The organism is Nonomuraea sp. NPDC049750 (genome assembly GCF_040659625.1).
GTDB lineage: Bacteria > Actinomycetota > Actinomycetes > Streptosporangiales > Streptosporangiaceae > Nonomuraea.
The window spans coordinates 213,365-234,729 of sequence record NZ_JBFANB010000008.1; the positions used below are offsets into that span (position 1 = coordinate 213,365).

The following is a 21,365-nucleotide window of genomic DNA, read 5'->3' on the forward strand; positions in this document are numbered from 1 at the left end:
CAGCACTGAGCGGGTGCGGGTGTGCGAGCGGGAGCGGAGCACGGCATGGGTCAGCTCTCGGCGGGTGCGGGTGCGGAGGTGTGGCGGCGGGCCAGCAGGGACTGCGCGATGCCCACCACGACGACCGCGAGCGGGAAGACGGTGCCGACCAGCAGCCCGGCACGGAGTCCGGCGCCGTCGCCGAGCAGGCCCCCTTGAGCGACGGCGCCCTCCCCGAGCAGACCGCCTTGGGCGACGGCGCCCGCCAGCCACGGGCCCGCCGCCGCCCCCGCGTCGCCGAACATCGCCAGGACCCCGAACATCGCGGTCCCGCCCAACGGGAAGCGGGCGGCCGTCAGGCTGAACGTCCCCGGCCACATCAGGCTGACCGCCAGCCCGCACACCGCACACCCGACCAGGCTGAGCACCGGGTCCCGGGCCAGGGCGGCGGCGAGGTAGCAGGCGGTGGCCAGCGCGCCGCAGGCGATCACGGCGGGCAGCAGGGGGATCCAGCTGCCCCAGAGACCGTAGGCGATCCGGCCGAGCCCCATGAGCACCGCGAACAGGCACGGTCCCGCGAGGTCCCCCCACACCTTGGCCACGCCCAGCCCCTGCTCGGCGAAGAGCGAGGACCACTGCGACATGGTCAGCTCGGCCGCGCCCGCGCAGAGCATGAGCAGCAGCGCCGCCCCGAAGAACGGGGTCCGCAGCAGCGCCCCGAGCCCGGTCCGGTGCTCCTCGGGCACTGTCGCGGGCAGCGGGACGCGCAGGAAGAGCACGAGCCCGGCCAATGGTACGAGTGCCCACAGCAGCGGCAGCGCCTGCCAGGCCGCGTCGCCGATCCAGGCCAGCACCAGCGTCGTGCCCAGCACGACCGCGACCTGGCCCCAGCAGTAGAAGGAGTGCAGCAGGCTCATCCTGGCGGCCCGGTGCTCAGCCGGTGCGGGCAGGGCGTCCACCACCGGGCTGACCAGGACCTCCAGCAGCCCGCCGCCGATCCCGTAGACCACCACCGCCACGGCCAGCCCTGTGTACGGCGATGGCAGCGCCGACGGAGCGACCGCCAGCAGCACCAGCCCGGCCACGCTGAACACATGCGCCAGTGCCAAGGGCACCCGGTAGCCCGTCCGGTCCACCACCTTGACCGCGATCAGGTCAGTGACGAGTTGGGTGGCGAAGTTGAGCAGGACCAGGCGGCCCAGCATCTCGTACGGCACCTGATAGCGCGTCTGGAAGACGATGAACAGCAGTGGCGCCAGGTTGTTGACGATGGCCTGGGTGACATATCCGGCGTAGCAGGCCCGCCGGGTGTGGTCGAAGGTGGTCAGCCCAGGGTCTCCCACCAGCCGTCGACGGCCGGAGCGCCGTCGGTGTCGACGGCTTCACCGGGGCGTGGCACCGCGATCTCGACGTCGCGAGCCTTCGCCTCGCGCCACAGCCGCTCCACCGGCTCCGCCCACGGGTGCAGCGCCAGCGTGAACGTCGCCCAGTGCACCGGCAACAGCAGCCTGCCGCCCAGGTCGAGGTGCGCGTTGATCGCCTCTTCCGGGTTCATGTGGATGTCGGGCCAGGAGGGGCTGTAGGCGCCGATCGGCATCAGCGTCAGGTCGAACGGGCCGTGCGCCGACCCGATGCCCCGGTAGCCCTCGAAGTAGCCGGAGTCGCCCGCGTAGAAGACCCGCTTGCTCGCTCCGGCCACCACCCAGGAGCCCCACAGCGTGTCGTTGCGGGTGAGCACGCGGCCGGAGAAATGGCGGGCGGCCGTCGCGATGAAGCGCAGCCCGGCCACCTCGGCCTCCTCCTCCCAGTCGAGCTCGATGATCCGGTAGGCGGGCACGCCCCATCGCTCCAGGTGGGCGCCGATGCCCAGCGGGACCAGGAACGGCGCCTTCTGCGTCGCGGTGAGCGTGCGCACGGTCCCCATGTCGAGGTGGTCGTAGTGGTCGTGCGAGATCGCGATCGCGTCGACCTGCGGCAACCGGTTCAGCGGGACGGGCACCGGGTGGTGCCGCTTCGGCCCGACGAGCTGCGACGGCGACGGCCGTCTGCTCCACACCGGATCGAACAGCACCCGACGCCCCTCGATCTCCACCAGCGTGGAGGCGTGGCCGTACCAGATCGCTCTCAGCCCGGTCGGCGACGGGTCGCCGGTCGGCGGGACACGCAGCGGAACGGGGCCGGACGGGCGGCGCAGGTCTCTGTCCTTGGACATCTCACGCAGCAGACCCGGGGGCGGCGCGGACAGCATGGTGGTGGATTCCGGCATCGGGTTGTAGAAGGCGCCGTCCTTGAACTGCGGTGAGCGCCGCACTCTGGCCGCCCGGTCCGGTCCTGAGGTCAAAGGCCGCACGCCCAGCTCGGCGGGTACGTCACGCAGGGCCCAGCCCGCCGCGGCCAAGGCCGCCCCGCCTACGAGAATCCGTCGTATCGTCCGCAGTCTCGCCATCGCTCACACTCCCCTGAAAGTCGGTCCACACCACTCAACTGATCGCGATATCCCCGATGTTCCCGATTTCGACGATATATCGCGATAGATTCAGACCGTCTTGATCGCGCCGCCGTCGATGACGTAGTCGGCGCCGTTGACGCTCGCGGCGTGTGGCGAGGCCAGATAGGTCACCAGGGCGGCGACCTCCTCGGGAGCGACGAACCTACCCGTCGTCATCCCCGTACTCGACGGCAGCCCCGCCAGGAGCTGATCGTGCTCCAGGCCCATCTTGGCGGCGAGCGCCGCGCCGTAACCGTTGGGATCCTCCCACATCGACGTGCGGCTGGCACCGGGGGAGACGGTGTTGACCCGCACCCCCTGCGGCCCGAACTCCTCGGCCAGCGCCTTGCCGAACGCGGTCAGCGCGGCCTTGGCCGTGGTGTAGGTGATCGGGCCGGCGTGCGGCATGCGGGCGCCGTTGGAGGAGATGTTGATCACGGTCCCGCCCCGGCGCAGCAGGCTGGGCAGGGCGGCCCTGGTGGCGCGGACCGCGCTGAGGAAGTTGAGATCGTGGGCCTGGCGCCAGTGCTCCTCGGTGAACCCCAGGAACCCGTCCAGCTGTCCCTCGCCGCCGTCGCCGCCGCCCACATTGTTGACCAGCAGATCGAGCTCGCCCAGCTCGGCCAGGGCGGTGCCGATCAGCTCGGCCGGGCCTTCGGCGCTGGACAGGTCGACCGCGATCGCCGTCGCGCCGGTCTCCTTCAGCTCGGGCGAGATCGTCCGCGAACCGGCCACGACCCGCATCCCCTCCGCTCGCAGCGCGGCGACGATGGCGAGACCGAGGCCCCTGCTGGCGCCGGTGACGACGGCGGTCTTGCCGGTGAGTCGCATGTCCATGGTGACGCCTTCCTCCGTAAGTGCATCGCTAATGATGCCAAGAACGTAGCACTTGCAACATCAGTGTTGCAACTATGGAGTGTATGGTTGCACTGTGGAAGCGATTCAGCAGGGGCGCGCGCTGCGTTCCGACGCCGAACGGACCGTACGCACGATCCTGGAAGCGGCCGAGCGGGTGCTCAGCAAGAATCCGTCGGCCAGCATGGAGCAGATCGCCGAGGCGGCCGGGGTCGCCCGCACGACCGTGCATCGGCGCTTCGCGTCCCGCGATGCCCTGGTCAGCGCGATGGAGGGGTGGGCCACGCGGCAGTTCGCGGCGGCGGTCGAGTCCGCCAATCCCGAGACCACGCCGCCGCTGGTCGCGCTCTACCAGGTCACGGCCAGCGTGTTGCGGGTGAAGATCGATTGGGGATACGCGATGAGCCGCGCGTCGTCGGACCCCGAGGTGGCCCGTGTGCACTCAGAGGTCGAGGACAGGTGCGACCGGCTGTTCCGCAAGGCGCAGGCCACCGGCCTGCTGCGGGCCGACGTGGATCCGGCGTGGGCCAGACGCGTCTACTACGCGCTGATCCACGAGGCCGCGCAGAGCCAGGGCGACGACGCCGACACCCTGGCCACGCTCCTGGTCGACACCCTGCTACGGGGCGTCGGCACCGACCGGGGCCTGGGATAGCCCTCCCGCAACGCGTCGGCACCGACCGGGGCCTGGGTTAGCCGTTCTGCCGTACGGCGTCGGCGCCGACTGGGGGCCTGGGTTGGCCCGTCCTGCCGTACGGCGTCGGCGCCGACCGGGGTCTGGTCGACACCTTGCCATGCGGTGTGGGCACTGACTGGGCCTGGGGTTGAGAACTGGGTCTCAGGCCGCTGACCATTTATGATGATCTTGTCACGATCGGTTCAAGGGGCATGCGACCTGACGAACACCGAGTGGGAGTGGCGCAGGCCGCTGCCGCCCGAGAGTGGGCGGTGGAATGATGACCGAGCCGCCCGGCTGCTCTCACCGAGGCGGCGCCGGCGATGCGGTCGCATGTTCGGGCTCAGCTTGCTTTGACCAGCAGCCGGCGTGGCCAGTAGACGAACCCGTCGCTCCACACGACGGCCGACAGGTCCTCCTGCGCGTGCAGTCCTGGCAGGCGCGTCACCAGAGCGTGGAACGCCTCCCGCAGTTCCATTCTCGCCAGGTTCGCGCCTAAGCAGTAGTGAGGGCCATGGCCGAATGCCAGGTGCGGGGTGGACCGGGCATCGGTGAACCTCTTCACGTCGAACCGCAGCGGGTCCTGGAACACCGACGGGTCGTGGTCGGCGGCCCAAAGGTTGGGCAGCACGACCGTGCCGGCCGGGATGGTCCCGCCGGACACCTCGACGTCCTCAGTGATCCGCCGGAGCATGCCGTTGGAGCCGGGCCCCTCGTGACGCAGGATCTCCTCCACCGCCGGCTCGACCAGTTCGGGATGGGCCGCGAGTGCGGCGTACTGGTCGGCGTGGCAGAGCAGGCGGAAGCCGCCCCGGGCGATCATTGAGGCGGTCGTCTCGTGCCCGGCCATGATCAGCGTGAACACCATGTTGGTCAGCTCGTCCTCGCTGAGCCCATCGCCTTCGTCGCGTGCCGCGATGAGCAGGTCGATCAGGTCGTCGCCGGGCTCGGTCCGGTGCTGCTCGATCAGCTCCCGCGCATAGGCCGTGAACGCGGCGAATCCCTGGGCCCGAGCGTCGGCGCTCGCGTCCGAGGCGGACAGAAACATCTCCGTCCAGCCGCGGAACTGCTCGAAGCGGTCCATCGGCACGCCGAGCAGCTCGCAGATCACCCGGGCGGGCAGCGGCAGCGCGAAGTCCGCGACCATGTCGAACTCATCACCGACCGCGTCGATCAACTCCCCGGCGATGGCCGCCACGCGGGGCCGCCAGCGTTCGATGTGCCGGGGTGTGAACGTGCCGTGCATGATGCGCCGGTATCGGGTGTGCTCCGGCGGATCCTGGTTCATCAGCGCCGCCGGGTCGTCGTCCAGGAACGTGCCGCTGACCATCCTGGGCAGGCCGGGCTCGCGCAGGTTACGGCTGCTGGCCGGCGAGGTGAGCACACCGCGGACATCCGCGTACCGGACGATCATGGGCACCCGGTCGCCGCTCGGCAGCGTGGCCGCCGCCATCGGCGCTTCAGCGTACCGGCGGGTCAGGTCGGGCGACGGGGTGCCGTACGGTCCAGGGGGAAGGTCCGGCCAGGTCGATGTGGTGCTGGACTGTTCTGTCAAAGCCGCCTCCGGGCGATGTCGTCGTCCAAGCTCGCCGGGAACGTACGAAACAAGCCGCCGACGGTCAAGACCCATCCATGCGTGGAAGGGTGCGTGGAGCGGCTGGCCTGGTCGTTTGGCTCCAAACCTGATCCAAGGAACAGCTCTCAGTCGTCCTGCCCGCCGTCTGAGGGCCGGATGTCGATGGGCTGACTCAGGCGGGGAGGCGTGCGTACGGGTTGATGTCGATGGGCTGACTCAGGCGGGGAGGCGTGCGTACGGGTTGATGTCGATGGGCTGGCTCAGGCGGGGAGGCGTGCGTACGGGTTGATGTCGATGGGTGGGCTCAGGCGGGGAGGCGTGCGTACGGGTTGATGTCGATGGGTGGGGATTCGCCCAGTGCGAGAGCGGCGGCGATCTGGCCGGTGAACGGGCCGGCCGTCAGGCCGTACGCGCCCAGGCCCGTCGCCACCACCACCCGGTCGGTGAGCCGGTCGATGAGTGCCGTGCCCGCCGCGTACACCGGACGCAGACCCACCCTCGTCTCCACCACCCTCGCGCCGTCCAAGCCCGGCGCCAGTCGCAGGCCCGCCGCCAGCACCTCGTGGATGCCGCCGATGGTGACGTACGGCGAGAACCCGGCGTCCTCCACGGTCGCGCCGACCACCAGTCGCGAGCCGGGGAAGCCCAGCAGGTACGGCCCACTCCGGGGCAGCACGATCGGCCAGGAGGTGGTGTCCACGCCGTCGACGGCGGCATGCACGATCTGCCCGCGTCTGGGGGACACCGGGATCTCCACCCCAAGTCCGCGGCACACCTCCCCGCTCCAGGCTCCGGCGGCCACGATCACCACATCCGCCTCCACTCGCACCCCGGCCTCCCCGACCCGCGCCTGCGCGCTCGGCTCCGGGCCGGGCGCGCCGGTTGTGGTGCGGCGGAGCGGATCGCCGTCGGGTGTGGTGCGGAGAAGCACGCCGCCGTCGGGGGTGAGGGTCGCGGTGCCCGTACGGAGGTCGGCGCCTTGGTGGATGGCGGCGCGGAGGAGGGCGTCACGTACCGCCCGACCGTCCACCCGAGCGGCCCCCGGCACGTGGATCGCGCTCAGACCGTCCCTGAGCGGCGGGAACAGTGCCGACGGAGCCGCCACATCCGTGATGTCCCCCATTTCGGGTGCCTCCGGATGGCGGCGCAGCAGGAGGGCGCGTATCGGCTCCAATTCGACCGGATCCGTGGCCACCAGCAGGGCTCCCACCCGCGCGTACCCGATGTCCTCGCCCAGCGCCGACACCAGATCCGGGTAGCGGCGAGCCCCCTCGCGCGCCAGCCTGTACCAGGCGTCGTCGTCGGGATGGTCCACCCACGGGCACACGATGCCCGCGCCGGCGTCCGTCGCCCGCCCGCTGAAAGCCCCGTCCACCACCGTCACGGACACTCCGCGCCCGCTCAGGTGCCAAGCCGCGGCCGCACCGACGATCCCGCTCCCGATCACCGCAACACGCATGTCCCCATGATCGCAGCCAGGAGGACGCCGAACGAAGCGGGTCAGCCGCCGGCGGTCCAGCCGTACGTCTTCATGAGGTGAGCCGCCACGCGGGCGAAGCGCGTACCGTCGAGCACCGCGCCCTCACGCCTGATGTCGTCCTCGTCCAGGCCGAACACGCGGTCCAACCGCAGGTAGGACGTCTTGCCGTCGCGCCCCCACACGCCGACCTCCAGCCAGTCGGGGCCGTCGTCGCCCTGGCTGGACAGCATCATGCCCAGCAGTCTGCGTCCGGTGCGGCCCACGATCAGCAGCGGGCGGTCCTTGCCGCGCTCCGGGTCCTCCTCGTAGGGCACCCAGGCCCAGACGATCTCGCCGGGGTCGGCCAGTCCGTCGAGGTCGGGGGAGTAGGACAGGGTCGCCGCCTGGCTGAGTGAGTGGATCTCCCGCACCGCACCGCGGGCGGGCCGGGGGTCCTCACCTGAATCGCGCACGCCAGGGAGCTTACGCCACCGGGCCGTCGTTGATCGAATCCGGTGCGGCTGTCCGCGAAGAGGACCACGACGTCAACATGTCAAGCGGGCCCTCCGTCGGCGGCCCCTGGAGGGGCGAGCAGGCGGCGCAGCGCCGCGGGGGTGCGGCCGGCGTGGCGGCGGACCGTGCGGGTCAGGTGGGCCTGATCGGCGAACCCCAGCTCGGCGGCCAGCAGCGCCAGGTTCGCCGCGCCGCCCTCCAGGTGATCGAGGGCCCGCCCGACGCGCACCCGGTTGCGGTAGTGGGTCAGAGATATGCCGAGCTCTCGGGTGAAGGCCCGGCTCAGCTGGTACGGCGAGACAGCCAGGAACTCCGCCAGCGGCAGGAGCCCATCGGCGGCGGGATGGCCCGCGGCGATGGCCTCCCGGGCACCCTCCACGATCACCTCCGAGCTCGCCGGAGCCCGGCCGCGCCGGGCCGGCGCGGGGGTGAGCTGGTCGAGGGCGGTGGAGAGGAGGGGCAGCAGGGCCTCGGCGAGCTCGAAAGCCGTGTCGCCGGTGCGGGCGGCGGCCAGGAAACGGCGGTGCGCCAGGTCGAGGCGGGCGTCCACATAGATCGTGGAGCGGGAGGGCACCACGTTGTCGCCCGCGAGCGAGCGCCACAGGTCCGGCGTCACGCACAGGGAGGTGCACACGTCGCCACCCGCCGGGTGCGCGTAATGCTCCTCCTCGCCAGGAACGCCGAGATAGGCCATCGTCGGATCCACCACGGCGGCCCGCCCGTCGGCCTTGCGGCGGAAGCGGCCGCGGCGCACCAGCACCACCCGGTAGGCGGAGCTCGTTTCGGGCGGCGACCACCTGCGGTGATCGTCGTGGCAGGTCACCGCGTCGAGGGTGAACCCGGACCCGGTGCCGAGACGGACTGCTGAACGCACCTGCCGAACCCTACGCTCCGGCTACGACAATCCTGCCGCCGTCGCACGAGGGTATGCCCAGCGCCGCCGCGGCCAGGCGGCGAAGACCCAGCGGTGGTGCAAGGATGTTCAAGACCCGGCCGCCCGCCCCGCCCCACCCTGGACTCATGACAACAACCATCACGGTCTCCACCGTGATCTTCGACTGCCAGGACCCGGCCGCTCTCGCCGACTTCTACGCCAAGGCCACCGGCGGCCGGATCGCCCACAGCGACGACGACTTCGCCACCGTCGAGGGCGGCCCCGTCGGGCTGGCGTTCCAGCGTGTCGCCGGCTACCGCGGCCCCGGCTGGCCCGCCGACGCCAAGCACGTCCACCTCGACCTCCAGGTGACCGACGTCGAGATCGCCGTCAAGGAGCTGGTCGGGCTCGGCGCCGCCGTACCGGAGTTCCAGCCCGGTGGCGCCGACTGGACCGTGCTCACCGACCCTGAGGGCCACCCGTTCTGTGTCGCGGCAGGTGGCTGACCCCATGGCCGCCATTCACAAGGAGACGGTGCTCGACGTCCCCGCCGAGCGGGTGTGGGCGGTTCTGCGCGAGGCCGGCCGGGTTGATCTGCTCGCTCCCGGGTTCGCGCTCGAGTGCCGTATGGAGGGCGATGTCCGGATCGTCACGTTCTTCAACGGAGCCGTCGCCCATGAGCTCATCCTGGACGTCGACGACGAGGCCCGCCGCATCGCCTATGCCATGGTCGACAGCCCGCTCGGGCTGCGGCACCACAACGCGTCCTCGACGGTGGTGGACGAGGGCGACGGCCGTTCGCGGTTCGTCTGGCACGCCGACCTCTACCCTGAGGAGGCGGTGCCCGTCGTCGCCGAGTTCATGGATCGGGGGCTGAGCGCCATGAAGAACGCCCTGATGTCCTCGGCGAGCAGCAGCGGCGCCTGAAGCGCGGCGTAGTGGCCGCCGGCGGGGAACTCCGACCAGCGCACCACGTTGTGCGCGACCTCGGCGTAGCGCCGCACCGAACTGTCGCCGGGGAAGACCGCCACGGCGGTCGGTGTTCTGCCCGGCTCGGCGGGTGGCTCCCAGGCTGAGGCGCCCTCACGGTAGAGGCGCGCGGAGGAGCCCGCCGTGTCCGTGAGCCAGTAGATCATCACATTGGTCAGGATGTCGTCGCGCGACAAGCCGCCGATGTCCTGACCCCACGAGGCGTACGCGTCGAGGTTCCAGGCGAGCTGCCCGGTCGGCGAGTCGGCCAGGCCGTAGGCCAGGGTCTGCGGCCTGGTCCCCTGGATCATCGCGTACCCGGAGTAGTGACGGTGCCAGCGCTCCACCCCCTTGGCCCGCTCCACCTCGGCCGGGCTCAGCCCGGCCTGGTCGTCGTTGACGAGCGTCGTGAGCGCGTTCAGATGCACTCCGACGACGTGGTCCGGGTCGAGTCTGGCCACCTCCGGGGAGATCAGCGAGCCGAAGTCGCCGCCCTGCGTGCCGTACCGCGGATAGCCGAGCCTGCTCATCAGCTCCGCCCAGGCGGCGGCGACGCGCCGCACGCCCCAGCCGGTCTCCGCCGTCGGTCCCGAGAAGGCGAAGCCGGGGATCGACGGGATGACCAGGTGGAAGTCGCGGCTGAGGGGTTCGGCGACATGCGCGAAGTCGGCGAACGTGCTGGGCCACCCGTGCGTCAGCAGCAGCGGCAGCGCGTCCTCGCGGGGGGAGCGCAGGTGCGCGAAGTGCACGCGCTGCCCGTCGATCACGGTCGTGTACTGCGGAAGGGCGTTCAGCCTGGCCTCGTGTTCACGCCAGGAATAGCCGTCGAGCCAGTAATCGGCCAGCTCGCGTACCGCTGGAAGCGGTACGCCGTAGGACCAGCCGACGCCCTCCAGCGCGTCGGGCCAGCGCGTACGGCGCAGCCGCTCGGCCAGGTCGGTCAAATCGGCCTGTGGGACATCGATCACGAATTTCTCCATGTCGCCCAAGCTAGGCGGCATCGCGGCCAGGATCAGGACACAATTGCCCTTGTGTTGGACACCTCCGCCAGGCTGCTCCGCCTGCTGTCCCTGCTGCAGGCGCGGCGCGACTGGCCCAGCGCCGACCTGGCCGAACGGCTCGGCGTCGCGGTCAGGACCGTGCGCCGCGACGTCGAGCGGCTGCGCGGCCTCGGGTATCCGGTCCACTCCACGCCGGGTGTCTCCGGCGGTTACCGGCTGGGCGCGGGCGCCGAGTTGCCGCCGCTGCTGCTGGACGACGACGAGGCCGTAGCCGTCGCGGTGGGCCTGCGCACGGCCGCGGGCGGCACGGTGACGGGCATCGAGGAGACCTCCCTGCGCGCCCTGGCCAAGCTGGAGCAGGTGCTGCCCGCCCGGCTGCGGCACCGGGTCAACGCGCTGCAGACCCACACCGTGCCGATCACCACCGACGGTCCGACGGTCGCCCCCGAGGTGCTGACCGTCGTGGCCGCCGCCTGCCGCGACCACGAGCAGCTCCGCTTCGACTACACCGGCCGCGACGGCGTCACCACCGAGCGCAAGACCGAGCCGCTCACCCTGGTCAACTGGTCGCGCCGCTGGTACCTGGTCGGCTGGGACGTCGACCGGCGGGACTGGCGCACCTACCGCGTCGACCGCCTGCGCCTGCGCACGCCGAACGGTCCCCGCTTCACACCGCGCGAGCCGCCAGGCGGCGACGTCGCGGCCTGGGTCGAGCGCCGGCTGGGTCACGACATGTGGCCGATCCAGGCGCGCGTCCTGCTGCACGCCCCTGCCGATCAGGTCGCGGGCCGTACGGCGGGTGTCGTCGAGCCGGTCGGGGAGGACACCTGCGTGCTCACATTGCGCGGTGACGACCTGCATCTGATCGCCGTGGTCGTGGCCTTCCTCGACCTCGACTTCGAGGTGCTGGAGCCGGCCGAGCTCAAGGAACGGCTGCGCGGGCTCGGGCGGCGACTCACCACCCTCTAGAATCTCATTCTGTGACGTCAGCGTTCTTCACGCGTAAGACGGGCGAGTTCGTGCCCGCTCCGCACGCCCGCAGCCCTTGGTCGCCCGACATGCTCCACGGCCGCCTGCTCGGGGGCCTGGCCGCCATGGCCGTCGAGCAGGAGTACGGCGAGGCGGATCTGCGGTTCGCCCGGCTCACCGTCGATCTGTTCCGCAACAGCCCGATGCTCCCGGTCACCGTCGAGACCGAGCTGGTCAGGGACGGGCGCCGGATCCGGGTGGCCGACGTGACGATCCGTACCGACCAGGGTGTGATCGGCCGGGCCAGCGCCGTGCTGCTCAGGCAGAGCGAGCAGCCGGACGGCGAGCGGAACGTCACGCCCGCGTGGGACGAGCCGCCGCCCGCCGGACCGCCTGTGACGGGCGGGGAGTGGGAGCCGCCGTTCGACCTGTGGCGGCTGACCGACTGGAGCGAGCCGGGCCCCAACCGGGTCTGGCTGCGCGAGACCCATCCGCTCGTGGACGACGAGCCGGTCACGCCGTTCACCAGGGTGGCGCTCGCGGCCGACTTCGCCAGCCCGCTCAGCACCGGCGGCACCGGTGGTGTGCACTTCATCAACGCCGACTACACGATCACCCTCGGCCGGGTCCCCGAGGGAGAGCTGGTCGGCGTGGAGGCGACCGGGCACCTCAGCGATGGCGGCGTCGCCACAGGGCAGTGCACCCTGCACGACGCCGCCGGGCCGATCGGCTTCTGCCTCGTGACCGCCGTGGCCAACCCGATCCCCCTGCGGACCCGCTGAAGAACAGCACGAAGCCGCTCGAAAACGGGCCCGCTTCAGAACGCGGCCGCTGGGGACTACGCGGGGCGCTCGGAGCGGTCGCCGGACCAGTCGGTGTGGTAGGCGCCCTCACGGTCCACCCGAAGGTAGGTGTGCGCGCCGAAGAAGTCGCGCAGACCCTGGATCAGCGCGGCGGGCAGCCGCTCGCGGCGCAGCCCGTCGTAGTAGGCCAGCGCCGAGGAGAAGCCCGGCGTCGGCACGCCGATCTGCACCGCCGTGGTCACCACCCGGCGCCAGGACTCCTGCGCCAGGTTCAGTGCCGCCGCGAACGTCGGGTCGGCCAGCAGCGTCGGCAGCGCCCGGTCGGTGTCGTAGGCGGCGCGGATCCGGTCGAGGAAGCGGGCTCTGATGATGCAGCCGCCTCGCCAGATCGTGGCCATGGCGCCCAGGTCCAGGTCCCAGCCGTACTCCTTGGAGGCGGCGGCCATCTGGTCGAAGCCCTGCGCGTAGGCGACGATCTTGGAGGCGTACAGGGCCTGCCGTACGTCCTCGATCAGCTCCCGCCCGCCGACGCCCGACAGCTTCGGCCCCTCCAGGGACGCGGCGGCGGCGCGCTGCTCCGGGTGGCCCGACAGCGCGCGGGCGAACACCGCCTCGGCGATGCCCGTCACCGGTACGCCCAGGTCGAGCGCGCCCTGCACGGTCCAGCGGCCGGTGCCCTTCTGCTCGGCCTGGTCCACCACGATGTCCACGAACGGCTTGCCGGTGGCCGCGTCGACCTGGTCGAGCACCTCGGCGGTGATCTCGATCAGGTAGGACTCCAGCTCGCCCTGGTTCCACTCGCGGAAGACCCCGGCGAGCTCCGCCGGGGTGGCGCCGAGAGCCTGACGCAGCAGGTCGTAGGACTCGGCGATGAGCTGCATGTCGGAGTATTCGATGCCGTTGTGCACCATCTTGACGAAGTGCCCGGCACCGTCGGGGCCCACGTGCACCGCGCACGGGACGCCGTCGACCTTGGCCGAGATGTCCTGCAGGATCGGGCCGAGCGCCTCCCACGACTCCTTGGAGCCGCCGGGCATGATGCTGGGGCCGTTGAGCGCGCCCTCCTCGCCGCCGGAGATGCCGGTGCCGACGAAGTGGATCCCCTTGTCACGCAGGGCCGCCTCGCGCCGCCGGGTGTCGGCGAAGTGCGCGTTGCCGCCGTCGACGATCATGTCGCCCGGCTCCATCAGCTCGGCGAGCTGGTCGATCACCGCGTCGGTGCCCGGACCCGCCTTGACCATGATGATCGCCCGACGCGGCCGCTTGAGCGAGGCCACGAAGGCCGCCAGCTCCTCCGACGGTACGAACGTGCCCTCGCCGCCGAACTCCTTGACCAGCTGCTGCGTCCGGCTGGGCGTGCGGTTGTGCACGGCCACCGCGTAGCCGTGCCTGGCGAGGTTGCGCGCCAGGTTCCTGCCCATGACCGCCAGGCCGGTGACCCCGATATCTGCCAAGTCCATATCAAGCTCCTCTGTGGGGGATACGCATGATCCAGCGGTAGAGGTTCGGCTGGATATTCCAATATTTCAGTCGCTTTGGCGTACGCCCAGCTCGTCGAGCCGATGCAGCATGTCAGCCGGATCGGAGTACACGCGGAAAGCACCCGCGCGCTCCAGTTCGTCCCTGCCGTATCCGCCGGACAGCACCCCGATCCCGAGCGCCCCCGCCCGGCGGGCGGCGAGCAGGTCCCAGACGCTGTCTCCTACCACCATCGCATGCCGCACGTCCACCTCCAGCAGCGCCGCACCCGCAAGGAACAGGTCGGGGTCCGGCTTGGCCCGGCGCACCATGTCGCGGGTCACCATCGGAGTGTCCTCCGGCAGGCCCAGCATGCCCAGCGCCAGCCGGGCCGTACGCGCGTAACCGCTGGTCGCGATCGCCCACGGCACGCCGCGCGAGGTCAGCTCGCTCAGCAACTCGGCGGCGCCCGGCAGCGGGCGGACGGAGTCGATCTGCTCGGTGTAGGCGTCACCGTGGATCGTCTGCAACTCGTCGATCTGCTCCGTCGACAGTTTCAGCCCCGTCTCCCGCAGCAACGCGCTCACGAACAGCCCGCCGCTCATTCCGATGCGGCGGTGGATGCGCCACACCGACAGGTCGATGCCCAGTCCGGACAGTGCCTGGCGCCAGGCGATGACATGCTGGTAGACGCTGTCGATCAAGGTGCCGTCGAGGTCGAAGAGGAAGGCCGGTGTGGGTGCGTGCGGGAACTCCGTCATGGCTCCATGACACCACGGCCGCCATGAACGCCCTCATCGCGGTGCGGCTGCCCGCCGCCCAGGCGGTCATGCCAGAGTGAGGGGCATGACGGAATATCGGGTACTCGGACATACCGGTCTCAAGGTCAGCCCTCTTTGCCTCGGCGCGATGATGTTCGGCGGGTTCGGTGAGGAGTCGGCCGAGAAGTCGGCCGACATCATCGACCGCGCCCTCGACTCGGGCATCAACTTCATCGACACCGCCGACGTCTACTCGCGTGGCCAGTCGGAGGAGTTCGTCGGCAAGGCTCTGGCCAGGTCGGGCAAGCGTGACGACGTCGTCCTGGCCACCAAGTGCCACGGTGCCATGGGTGACGGCCCCAACGAGGGTGGCAACTCGAGGCGCTGGATCTTCCAGGCCGTCGAGAACAGCCTGCGCCGCCTCGGCACCGACTGGATCGACCTCTACCAGATCCACCGCCCCGACCCCGCCACCGACATAGACGAGACGCTCGGCGCCCTCACCGACCTGGTCCGGCAGGGCAAGGTCCGCTACATCGGCAGCTCCACCTTCCCCGCGCACCAGGTGGTCGAGGCCCAGTGGGCGGCCGAGCGGCGCGGGCTCGAACGCTTCGTCTGCGAGCAGCCGCCGTACTCCCTCCTCGCCCGCGGCATCGAGGCCGACGTGCTGCCCACCGTCCAGAAGTACGGCATGGGCGCCATCGTCTGGAGCCCGCTGGCGGGCGGCTGGCTGAGCGGCCGCTACCGCAAGAACCAGGAACTGCCGGAGAGCCGCCGCGCGAGCCGGCTGCCGCACCGCTACGACATGAAGCTGGAGGTCAACCAGCGCAAGCTGGATGCCGTCGAACAGCTGGCCGTCCTGGCCGAGGAGGCCGGGCACACACTGATCGAGCTGTCCCTGGCGTTCACGATCAGGCACCCGGCGGTCACCTCGGCCATCATCGGGCCGCGCACGATGGAACACCTGGAGGGCCAGCTCAACGCCCCCGATGTACGGCTCAGTGACGACGTCCTGGACAGGATCGACGCCATCGTGGCGCCGGGCGTCACCATCAACCCGGGCGACGAGGGCTGGCAGCCTCCGCAGCTGTCGGACGCGAAGCTCCGCCGGCGCCCCTGACCGTCACCGGGCGAGTGCCGCCAGTTCGCGGCACTCCTCCAAGGTGTGCTGGGACAGCTCCTCGCGTACGGACGGCACGCACACCGCCGCCATGGACAGGCTCGTCACCCCCAATCCCACCAGCACCGGGGCGAGCCGGGGATCGCCGGCGGCCTCGCCGCAGACGCCTACCGGCTTGCCGGCGGCGCGGCCGGCGTCCGCGCAGGCGGCGATGAGCTTCAGCAGTGCGGGCTGCCACGGGTCCAGGAGGTCGGCCAGGCCGGGGTGCTGACGGTCGGCCGCGAAGGTGTACTGGCTGAGGTCGTTGGTGCCGATGCTCAGGAAGTCCACCTCCGCCAGCAGGCGGTCGGCCAGCAGGGCGGCGGCCGGCACCTCGACCATCGCGCCGACCCGGGTCAGGCCCCGGGCGCGGGCGCGGCGGGCGAAGCCGGCCGCCTCCGCCGGTGTGGTGACCATCGGGGCCATCACCCAGGCGTCGGCACCCGTCGAGCGGGCCGCCTCCGCTATCGCGTCGAGCTGCGTATCCAGTACGGCCGGGAGCACCCGGTCCACCCGCAGGCCGCGGATGCCCAGCGCCGGGTTCGGCTCCGGCGGCAGGCCGAGGAACGGCAGCGGCTTGTCCGTGCCCGCGTCGAGCGTGCGCACCACGACCGTCCCGGCCCGCGCGAACACCTCGGTGTAGGCGGCCACCTGCTCCTCGAACGACGGCTCCTGCTTGCGGTCCAGGAACAGGAACTCGGTCCTGAACAGCCCGACCCCCTCCGCGCCCGGCCGGAGGTCGTCGGCCGAGCCGATGTTGAGCAGCAGCTTGACCGGGTGGCCGTCGGCCGTCCTGCCGGGGCCGCTGCTGTTCGCCAGGCGCTCGCGCTCCTCCCGGTCGCTCCTGCGGACCTGCGCCACGGCATCGTCCGTCAGGCCGACGCCGACCTGACCGGTCTTGCCGTCGACCGAGATGACCGTGCCGTCGGCCAGGTCGGTGATGCCCATGCAGGCGACCACGGCGGGCAGGCCGCGGCCGCGCGCCAGGATCGCGGTGTGGCTGGTCGGGCCGCCCTTCTCGGTGACCAGCGCCACCACGTCCGCGCCCAGGCCCGCCGTGTCGGCGGGGGAGAGGTCCTCGGCCACCAGGATGTACGGGTGGCCTGGGGCGGGGATGCCGGGCATCGGCAGGCCCAGGCAGGCGGCGATGGCGCGGTGCTTGAGGTCGTCCAGGTCGGCGGCCCGCTCGGCGAGGTAGCCGCCCAGGGCGGCCAGGGTCTCGCGGTGGTGGGTGAAGGCGGCGTCCAGGGCGTGGGGCGCGTCCAGGCCATCGCGGACGGCGGCCTCGGCGTCCTCGCGCAGCATCGGATCGTCGGCGATCATGGCGAGCGCGTCGAGAATCTCCGCCGCGTCGCCGCCACCCGCGAGGACCACGCGTTGCCGCAGGTCCGCGGTGACCGACTCCAGGGCCTTCACCACCGCGGCGGCCTCCGCGGCAGGGTCGGCGACCTGCCTGGGGCTGGGAAGTACGGGCGGCGGCGCCATGCGTATCACCGGCCCCGCGGCCCGCCCCTGACTGACCCCCAGCCCAGCCAGCCCCGCACCCGGTGGGCCGTCGCCCGGGTCAGCCATCGAGGGCCCCTTCCGCGTCCAGGTCCTGGGCGAGCAGTGCCACCAGCGCGTCCAGCGCGGCGTCCGCGCCCGGCGCGTCCGACTCCAGCGTCACCTCGGTGCCCTGGGTGGCGCCGAGCGACAGCACGCCGAGCATGCTGTTCGCGGGCACCGACTTCGCACCCACCCGGATCCGCACCGGAACCCCCAATCGCACCGCCTCCTGGACGAACAGCTTCGCGGGCCGCGCGTGCAGGCCGCTCGCCGATGCCACCGTCACCGTACGTTGTGCCATCACAACCCCCTCAGGGCTCGATCGTGACCTTGATGGCCGCGCCCCGGCTGACGAGGTCGATCCCGTCGAGCACCCGGGACAGCGGCAGCCGGTGGGTGATCAGGTCCGCCACCGGCACCAGACCTTCGGCGATCAGCCCGAGGGCCTCGGCGTTGTGCGCCGGGCTGGAGCCGTTCGCGCCGACGATGGTCAGCTCGCGGTAGTGCACCAGGTTGGAGTCCAGGGCGATGATCGGGGCGTCCTTGGGCAGGCCGCCGAAGAAGCTGATCCTGGCCTGCCTGGCCGCCATGCGCAGGGCCTGCTCCTGGGCCGCGCCGGAGGCCGCCGCCGTGATCACCACGTCGGCGCCGCGGCCACCGGTCAGCTTGAGCACCTGGTCCACCGCGTCGGTGTCGACGACCGCGTCGGGGCGTACCAGCTCGGCCGCCATCGCCAGCCGGTCGGCGTTCACGTCGACCAGGAACACCCGCGCGGCGCCGCGCGCGCGGGCCAGCCGCACGTGCAGGCAGCCGATCGGGCCCGCGCCCATGACGACCACGTCGTCGCCCGGGCCGACCCGCGCCAGCGACTGGCCGTTCAGCACGCAGGCGAGCGGCTCGGCCACCGACGCCTCGGCGAAACCGACGCCGGACGGGATGACGTTGACGCCGTCCACGGCCCGCACCTTCGCCGGGATCACCATGTACTCGGCGAAACCGCCGTCGTAGTGGTACCCCACCGACTCCTGGTTCGGGCAGACGGTGAGGCGGCCGCGCCGGCACTCCTCGCAGGTGCCGCACGGGATGGCCGCGATCACCTGCACGCGTTCGCCGGTGCCGACCACCTCGCCGGCGATCTCGTGGCCCATCACCCGGGGCGGGCGGATGTGGTGGTGGCCGTGCTTGAAGATCTTGGCGTCGGTGCCGCAGGTCGAGCAGTTGCGTACCCGGATCTTCAGCTCGCCGGGACCGGCGACCGGCTCCGGCGCGTCCTCCACGCGGATGTCCCCTGGGGCGTGGAAACGGGCGACCTTCACGATCTGAGCTCCTTCATGACTTGGCCGACCTCCGTCGCCTCACGGAGTGCTCTGGCGCGTTCGGGGTCGAGCAGGATGTCGGCGAGCGCCGCCAGCAGTTGTACGTGCCCGTCGTTCTTCGCGGCGATACCGACGCAGAGGGTAACGGGCTCGCCGCCCCAGTCGACGCCATCCGGGAAGCGTACGACGCAGATCGCGTCGTGCCGGACGACCTCCTTGGCGGCCGCGGTGCCGTGCGGGATGGCCACGCCCTCGCCGACATAGGTCGAGATCGTCTGCTCGCGTTCGAGCATGGCGTCGATGTACGGCTCGGCGACCGCGCCCACCTCCACCAGGGCGCGCCCGCACCGCCTGATCGCCTCGTCCCGATCGGCCGCGCTCTCGTGCAGGAGTACGGCCCGCGGATCGAGCAGGTCGTCACGCATCGACCGTGCCGCCGTTCTTGATGGTGGCGACCAGCTTGGTCACGGCCGGGTCGCCGAGGAAGATCTGGAAGGACACCAGCACCTTGCCCGGCGCCGAGACCCTGGCCCGGGCGGCGAGCCCGGAGTGGCAGACCACCACGTCGGCGTCGGCCGGGATCTCGTTGACCGGCGTGTGCTCCACGGTGACGCCGGTGTCCTTGAGCTGCTTGCGCAGCTGGCTGGCCAGCATGACGCTGCTGCCCATGCCCGCGTCGCAGGCCACGATGATCTTGTGAATGTCCTTGCTGTCGATGCTGGCCATGGTTCACGCCTCCTTGGCGACGGGCTGGGCCTGGGTGTCGCGGTCGTTCGCGCCGCTCTCCTCGACGCGGTCGGCCGTGGGTTCGGGGGCGGCGGTGGCTTCCGGGGTGTCCTCCGGCGGCTCCTCCTTCTCGCCGCGGCCGAAGCCCAGCAGGAGCGAGGAGACCGCGAACGACACGGCGGTGGCCACGAGGATGCCGGCGATCACGCCCAGCCAGCCGCCCTTCGGCGTCACCGCCAGGTAGGCGAAGATGCTGCCCGGCGAAGGAGTCGCCACCAGCCCGGCACCGGTGATCATGAAGGTGAACACGCCGGCCGCGCCGCCCGCGATGACCCCGAGGATGAGGCGGGGCTTCATCAGGACGTACGGGAAGTAGATCTCGTGGATCCCGCCGAAGAAGTGGATGATCATCGCGGCGGGCGTGCTCGGGCGCAGCGGGCGCGGGCCGAACAGCAGGAACGCGATGAGCAGGCCGAGTCCGGGGCCCGGGTTCGACTCCAGCATGAACAGGATCGACTTGCCATGCTTGACGGATTCGGCGACGCCGAGCGGCCCGAGGACGCCGTGGTTGACGGCGTTGTTGAGGAACAGCACCTTGGCGGGCTCGATCAGGACCGAGGCGAGGGGCAGCAGGTTGTTGACGATGAGCCACTCGACCGCGTTGCCGGCGGCCGTGGTCACGACGCGGACGACCGGCCCGATGGCCCACATCCCCACGATGGCCATGACGGCGCCGACGATGCCCGCGGTGAAGTTGTCGACGAGCATCTCGAAGCCGGACTTGGTCCGATCCTCCGTGAACTTGTCCACATATTTCAGGATCAGGGCGGTGAGGGGGCCGATGATCATGGCGCCCAGGAACATCGGGATGTCCGACCCCACGATGACGCCCATCACCGCGACCGCGCCCACCACCGCGCCGCGTTGCCCGTGGACCATCCGGCCGCCGGTATAGGCGATGAGGATGGGCAGCAGCGTCTTGATGATCGGGTCGACCATCGCGCCCAGCGCCGCGTTCGGCAGCCAGCCGGTGGGGATGAACAGTGCGGTGATCAGCCCCCAGGCGATGAACGCGCCGATGTTCGGCATGATCATGCCGGCCAGGTGGCCGCCGATGCGCTGGATGGTGGCCTTGGCTCCGGTCCCATAGACCGCGGGTGTGTAGGTTTCGGCCATTGGACGTGCTCCTTCGGGGGGATGAGCAGGTTCCTGGTATGTCGAAGTCGGGTCGGTGAGGGCTTCCAGGAGGTGGGTCAGGTGGGGTCGGCGGGGGATTCCAGCGGGCGGGTCAGGAGGGGCGGGCCGGTGCGGACGCCGTCGCGGCGGATGTCGGCCGGTGCGGGCATCCGGCTGCCCGGCAGGCACACCGCCGCCGCGCCCCAGGCCAGCGCCTCGACCAGCGCCCGCTCGCCGTGCCCGCCGCCGGCCAGGAAGCCCGCCAGCATGGCGTCCCCGGCCCCGACCGAGCTGCGCGGCTCGGTCACCGTGGCGTGGCCGTACCAGATGCCGCTGTCCTGGACGAGAACCGCGCCGTCGGCGCCGAGGCTGGCCAGGACGGTACGCGCGCCCGCCGCCCGCAGCTTGCCCGCGGCCTCCACCACGTCGCCGAGACAGCGGATCGGCATGCCGGTGGCGGCGGCGAGCTCCTCCAGGTTCGGCTTGACCAGGGCGGGGCCGGCGGCCAGCGCGTTGGACAGCGCCGGGCCGCTGGTGTCGACGGCGACGTGGATGCCCGCGCCGGCGAAGCGGCGGCAGAGCCTGGTGTAGACGTCGGCGGGCACTTCCGGCGGCAGGCTGCCCGAGGCCACCACCCAGTCGGCCTCGTGCGCGGCGGCCAGTACGGTGTCGGCGATCGTGTCCAGCTCGCCGGGGGACAGGGCGGTGCCGGGCTCGTTGATCTTGGTGACGGTGCCGTCGGGCTCGGCCAGGGTGACGTTCGACCGGGTCGTGCCGGTCACCGGGACCGTCACCATGTCGAGCCCTTCGAGGGTGAGCAGGCGGACGAGCTGCCTGCCCTCGTCGCCGCCGAACGGGACCACCGCGCGCGAGGCGACCGCGTTGGCGAGCAGCGCGCGCGAGACGTTCACGCCCTTGCCGCCGGGGTCCAGGCGGGCGGCGGCGGCCCGGATGACGGCGCCCCGGTCGAGCGAGCCGATCTCGATCGTGCGGTCCAGGCTGGGGTTGAGCGTCAGCGTGAGGATCATGGCCGCCACCCTCCGCCGAGGTCTCTGTAAGGGT

At 71.5% G+C, this 21,365-nt stretch carries 23 protein-coding genes; 6 read left to right on the forward strand and 17 right to left on the reverse strand.

What is annotated here, in order from left to right:
* Positions 1 to 50: 50 nt before the first annotated feature.
* From AB0J16_RS23015 to AB0J16_RS23025, 3 genes are all read right to left on the reverse strand, one after another.
* Positions 51 to 1,322 carry an MFS transporter gene (locus AB0J16_RS23015; protein WP_358542717.1) on the reverse strand — a complete coding sequence of 424 codons (1,272 nt, stop codon included), beginning with the start codon at positions 1,320 to 1,322 and terminating at the stop codon, positions 51 to 53.
* On the reverse strand, positions 1,304 to 2,425 hold the full coding sequence (locus AB0J16_RS23020; RefSeq protein ID WP_358542719.1) for an MBL fold metallo-hydrolase: 1,122 nt from the start codon (positions 2,423 to 2,425) through the stop codon (positions 1,304 to 1,306). The genes AB0J16_RS23015 and AB0J16_RS23020 overlap by 19 nt, the downstream gene beginning before the upstream one ends.
* Before the next feature lie 90 nt (positions 2,426 to 2,515).
* Positions 2,516 to 3,304, reverse strand: a complete 789-nt coding sequence (locus tag AB0J16_RS23025; RefSeq protein WP_358542722.1) for an SDR family oxidoreductase — start codon at positions 3,302 to 3,304, stop codon at positions 2,516 to 2,518.
* Positions 3,305 to 3,398: 94 nt separating this feature from the next.
* Here AB0J16_RS23025 and AB0J16_RS23030 point away from each other — a divergent pair, with 94 nt between their 5' ends.
* The gene (locus AB0J16_RS23030) at positions 3,399 to 3,977 is read left to right on the forward strand and encodes a helix-turn-helix domain-containing protein (RefSeq protein ID WP_358542724.1); all 579 of its coding nucleotides are present in this window, start codon (positions 3,399 to 3,401) and stop codon (positions 3,975 to 3,977) included.
* 364 nt (positions 3,978 to 4,341) lie between these two features.
* Here AB0J16_RS23030 and AB0J16_RS23035 read toward each other — a convergent pair whose 3' ends face one another.
* The 4 genes from AB0J16_RS23035 to AB0J16_RS23050 form a co-directional block, all read right to left on the reverse strand.
* Positions 4,342 to 5,553 (reverse strand): cytochrome P450, encoded by a 1,212-nt coding sequence (locus AB0J16_RS23035; protein ID WP_358542726.1) that lies wholly within the window; start codon positions 5,551 to 5,553, stop codon positions 4,342 to 4,344.
* A gap of 325 nt (positions 5,554 to 5,878) precedes the next feature.
* Entirely contained in the window at positions 5,879 to 7,033 is a 1,155-nt protein-coding gene (locus AB0J16_RS23040; RefSeq protein ID WP_358542728.1) for an FAD-dependent oxidoreductase, read from the reverse strand.
* A 41-nt stretch (positions 7,034 to 7,074) separates the two neighbouring features.
* Entirely contained in the window at positions 7,075 to 7,506 is a 432-nt protein-coding gene (locus AB0J16_RS23045) for a type II toxin-antitoxin system PemK/MazF family toxin (protein WP_358542730.1), read from the reverse strand.
* An 80-nt stretch (positions 7,507 to 7,586) separates the two neighbouring features.
* Positions 7,587 to 8,420 (reverse strand): AraC family transcriptional regulator, encoded by an 834-nt coding sequence (locus AB0J16_RS23050; RefSeq protein ID WP_358542732.1) that lies wholly within the window; start codon positions 8,418 to 8,420, stop codon positions 7,587 to 7,589.
* 146 nt (positions 8,421 to 8,566) lie between these two features.
* Between AB0J16_RS23050 and AB0J16_RS23055 the strand changes: the two genes are divergently transcribed.
* Together AB0J16_RS23055 and AB0J16_RS23060 are read left to right on the forward strand one after the other, a co-directional pair.
* Complete coding sequence (locus tag AB0J16_RS23055) at positions 8,567 to 8,926, forward strand: VOC family protein (protein ID WP_358542734.1); 360 nt, start codon at positions 8,567 to 8,569, stop codon at positions 8,924 to 8,926.
* Positions 8,927 to 8,930: 4 nt separating this feature from the next.
* Entirely contained in the window at positions 8,931 to 9,347 is a 417-nt protein-coding gene (locus AB0J16_RS23060) for an SRPBCC family protein (RefSeq protein ID WP_358542736.1), read from the forward strand.
* Here AB0J16_RS23060 and AB0J16_RS23065 read toward each other — a convergent pair.
* Positions 9,245 to 10,369, reverse strand: a complete 1,125-nt coding sequence (locus tag AB0J16_RS23065) for an epoxide hydrolase family protein (RefSeq protein ID WP_358542738.1) — start codon at positions 10,367 to 10,369, stop codon at positions 9,245 to 9,247. The two genes, AB0J16_RS23060 and AB0J16_RS23065, sit on opposite strands and share 103 nt — an antisense overlap.
* 51 nt (positions 10,370 to 10,420) lie before the next feature.
* Here AB0J16_RS23065 and AB0J16_RS23070 point away from each other — a divergent pair, with 51 nt between their 5' ends.
* Positions 10,421 to 11,359 carry a YafY family protein gene (locus tag AB0J16_RS23070; RefSeq protein ID WP_358542740.1) on the forward strand — a complete coding sequence of 313 codons (939 nt, stop codon included), beginning with the start codon at positions 10,421 to 10,423 and terminating at the stop codon, positions 11,357 to 11,359.
* Positions 11,360 to 11,370: 11 nt separating this feature from the next.
* Entirely contained in the window at positions 11,371 to 12,141 is a 771-nt protein-coding gene (locus tag AB0J16_RS23075; protein WP_358542743.1) for a thioesterase family protein, read from the forward strand.
* Between the two features lie 56 nt (positions 12,142 to 12,197).
* On the opposite strand, the gene gndA is transcribed toward AB0J16_RS23075, so the two are convergent.
* Positions 12,198 to 13,622 (reverse strand): NADP-dependent phosphogluconate dehydrogenase, encoded by a 1,425-nt coding sequence (gene gndA / locus AB0J16_RS23080; protein ID WP_358542745.1) that lies wholly within the window; start codon positions 13,620 to 13,622, stop codon positions 12,198 to 12,200.
* Positions 13,623 to 13,688: 66 nt separating this feature from the next.
* The gene (locus AB0J16_RS23085) at positions 13,689 to 14,381 is read right to left on the reverse strand and encodes an HAD family hydrolase (protein WP_358542747.1); all 693 of its coding nucleotides are present in this window, start codon (positions 14,379 to 14,381) and stop codon (positions 13,689 to 13,691) included.
* Positions 14,382 to 14,466: 85 nt separating this feature from the next.
* On the opposite strand from AB0J16_RS23085, the gene AB0J16_RS23090 reads away from it, so the two are divergent.
* A complete protein-coding gene (locus tag AB0J16_RS23090; RefSeq protein ID WP_358542750.1) occupies positions 14,467 to 15,501 on the forward strand; it encodes an aldo/keto reductase in 1,035 nt (344 codons plus the stop codon).
* 3 nt (positions 15,502 to 15,504) lie between these two features.
* Here the strand turns inward: AB0J16_RS23090 and ptsP are convergent, their stop codons facing one another.
* The 7 genes from ptsP to pfkB all read right to left on the reverse strand — a co-directional run bounded on the left by ptsP (position 15,505) and on the right by pfkB (position 21,331).
* Positions 15,505 to 17,112 carry a phosphoenolpyruvate--protein phosphotransferase gene (gene ptsP / locus AB0J16_RS23095; RefSeq protein ID WP_358542752.1) on the reverse strand — a complete coding sequence of 536 codons (1,608 nt, stop codon included), beginning with the start codon at positions 17,110 to 17,112 and terminating at the stop codon, positions 15,505 to 15,507.
* The gene (locus AB0J16_RS23100) at positions 17,105 to 17,386 is read right to left on the reverse strand and encodes an HPr family phosphocarrier protein (protein WP_358542754.1); all 282 of its coding nucleotides are present in this window, start codon (positions 17,384 to 17,386) and stop codon (positions 17,105 to 17,107) included. Before AB0J16_RS23100 ends, ptsP begins: the two co-directional genes overlap by 8 nt.
* A gap of 10 nt (positions 17,387 to 17,396) precedes the next feature.
* Positions 17,397 to 18,401 (reverse strand): zinc-dependent dehydrogenase, encoded by a 1,005-nt coding sequence (locus tag AB0J16_RS23105; protein WP_358542756.1) that lies wholly within the window; start codon positions 18,399 to 18,401, stop codon positions 17,397 to 17,399.
* The gene (locus AB0J16_RS23110) at positions 18,398 to 18,826 is read right to left on the reverse strand and encodes a PTS sugar transporter subunit IIA (protein WP_358542758.1); all 429 of its coding nucleotides are present in this window, start codon (positions 18,824 to 18,826) and stop codon (positions 18,398 to 18,400) included. Before AB0J16_RS23110 ends, AB0J16_RS23105 begins: the two co-directional genes overlap by 4 nt.
* A complete protein-coding gene (locus AB0J16_RS23115) occupies positions 18,819 to 19,127 on the reverse strand; it encodes a PTS lactose transporter subunit IIB (RefSeq protein WP_357953209.1) in 309 nt (102 codons plus the stop codon). The genes AB0J16_RS23110 and AB0J16_RS23115 overlap by 8 nt, the downstream gene beginning before the upstream one ends.
* Before the next feature lie 3 nt (positions 19,128 to 19,130).
* Positions 19,131 to 20,303 carry a PTS mannitol transporter subunit IICB gene (locus AB0J16_RS23120; RefSeq protein WP_358542760.1) on the reverse strand — a complete coding sequence of 391 codons (1,173 nt, stop codon included), beginning with the start codon at positions 20,301 to 20,303 and terminating at the stop codon, positions 19,131 to 19,133.
* Between the two features lie 77 nt (positions 20,304 to 20,380).
* Positions 20,381 to 21,331 (reverse strand): 1-phosphofructokinase, encoded by a 951-nt coding sequence (gene pfkB, locus AB0J16_RS23125; RefSeq protein WP_358542762.1) that lies wholly within the window; start codon positions 21,329 to 21,331, stop codon positions 20,381 to 20,383.
* Positions 21,332 to 21,365 lie beyond the last annotated feature (34 nt).

What these genes read in the sequence shown, in the direction of transcription:
- AB0J16_RS23020 (WP_358542719.1), bottom strand. Translation starts at nt 2,425, where the DNA reads ATGGCGAGACTGCGGACGATACGACGGATTCTCGTAGGCGGGGCGGCC.
- AB0J16_RS23025 (WP_358542722.1), bottom strand. Translation starts at nt 3,304, where the DNA reads ATGGACATGCGACTCACCGGCAAGACCGCCGTCGTCACCGGCGCCAGC.
- AB0J16_RS23040 (WP_358542728.1), bottom strand. Translation starts at nt 7,033, where the DNA reads ATGCGTGTTGCGGTGATCGGGAGCGGGATCGTCGGTGCGGCCGCGGCT.
- AB0J16_RS23055 (WP_358542734.1), top strand. Translation starts at nt 8,567, where the DNA reads ATGACAACAACCATCACGGTCTCCACCGTGATCTTCGACTGCCAGGAC.
- AB0J16_RS23060 (WP_358542736.1), top strand. Translation starts at nt 8,931, where the DNA reads ATGGCCGCCATTCACAAGGAGACGGTGCTCGACGTCCCCGCCGAGCGG.
- AB0J16_RS23065 (WP_358542738.1), bottom strand. Translation starts at nt 10,369, where the DNA reads ATGGAGAAATTCGTGATCGATGTCCCACAGGCCGATTTGACCGACCTG.
- gndA (WP_358542745.1), bottom strand. Translation starts at nt 13,622, where the DNA reads ATGGACTTGGCAGATATCGGGGTCACCGGCCTGGCGGTCATGGGCAGG.
- AB0J16_RS23085 (WP_358542747.1), bottom strand. Translation starts at nt 14,381, where the DNA reads ATGACGGAGTTCCCGCACGCACCCACACCGGCCTTCCTCTTCGACCTC.
- AB0J16_RS23090 (WP_358542750.1), top strand. Translation starts at nt 14,467, where the DNA reads ATGACGGAATATCGGGTACTCGGACATACCGGTCTCAAGGTCAGCCCT.
- ptsP (WP_358542752.1), bottom strand. Translation starts at nt 17,112, where the DNA reads ATGGCTGACCCGGGCGACGGCCCACCGGGTGCGGGGCTGGCTGGGCTG.
- AB0J16_RS23100 (WP_358542754.1), bottom strand. Translation starts at nt 17,386, where the DNA reads ATGGCACAACGTACGGTGACGGTGGCATCGGCGAGCGGCCTGCACGCG.
- AB0J16_RS23110 (WP_358542758.1), bottom strand. Translation starts at nt 18,826, where the DNA reads ATGCGTGACGACCTGCTCGATCCGCGGGCCGTACTCCTGCACGAGAGC.
- AB0J16_RS23115 (WP_357953209.1), bottom strand. Translation starts at nt 19,127, where the DNA reads ATGGCCAGCATCGACAGCAAGGACATTCACAAGATCATCGTGGCCTGC.
- AB0J16_RS23120 (WP_358542760.1), bottom strand. Translation starts at nt 20,303, where the DNA reads ATGGCCGAAACCTACACACCCGCGGTCTATGGGACCGGAGCCAAGGCC.
- pfkB (WP_358542762.1), bottom strand. Translation starts at nt 21,331, where the DNA reads ATGATCCTCACGCTGACGCTCAACCCCAGCCTGGACCGCACGATCGAG.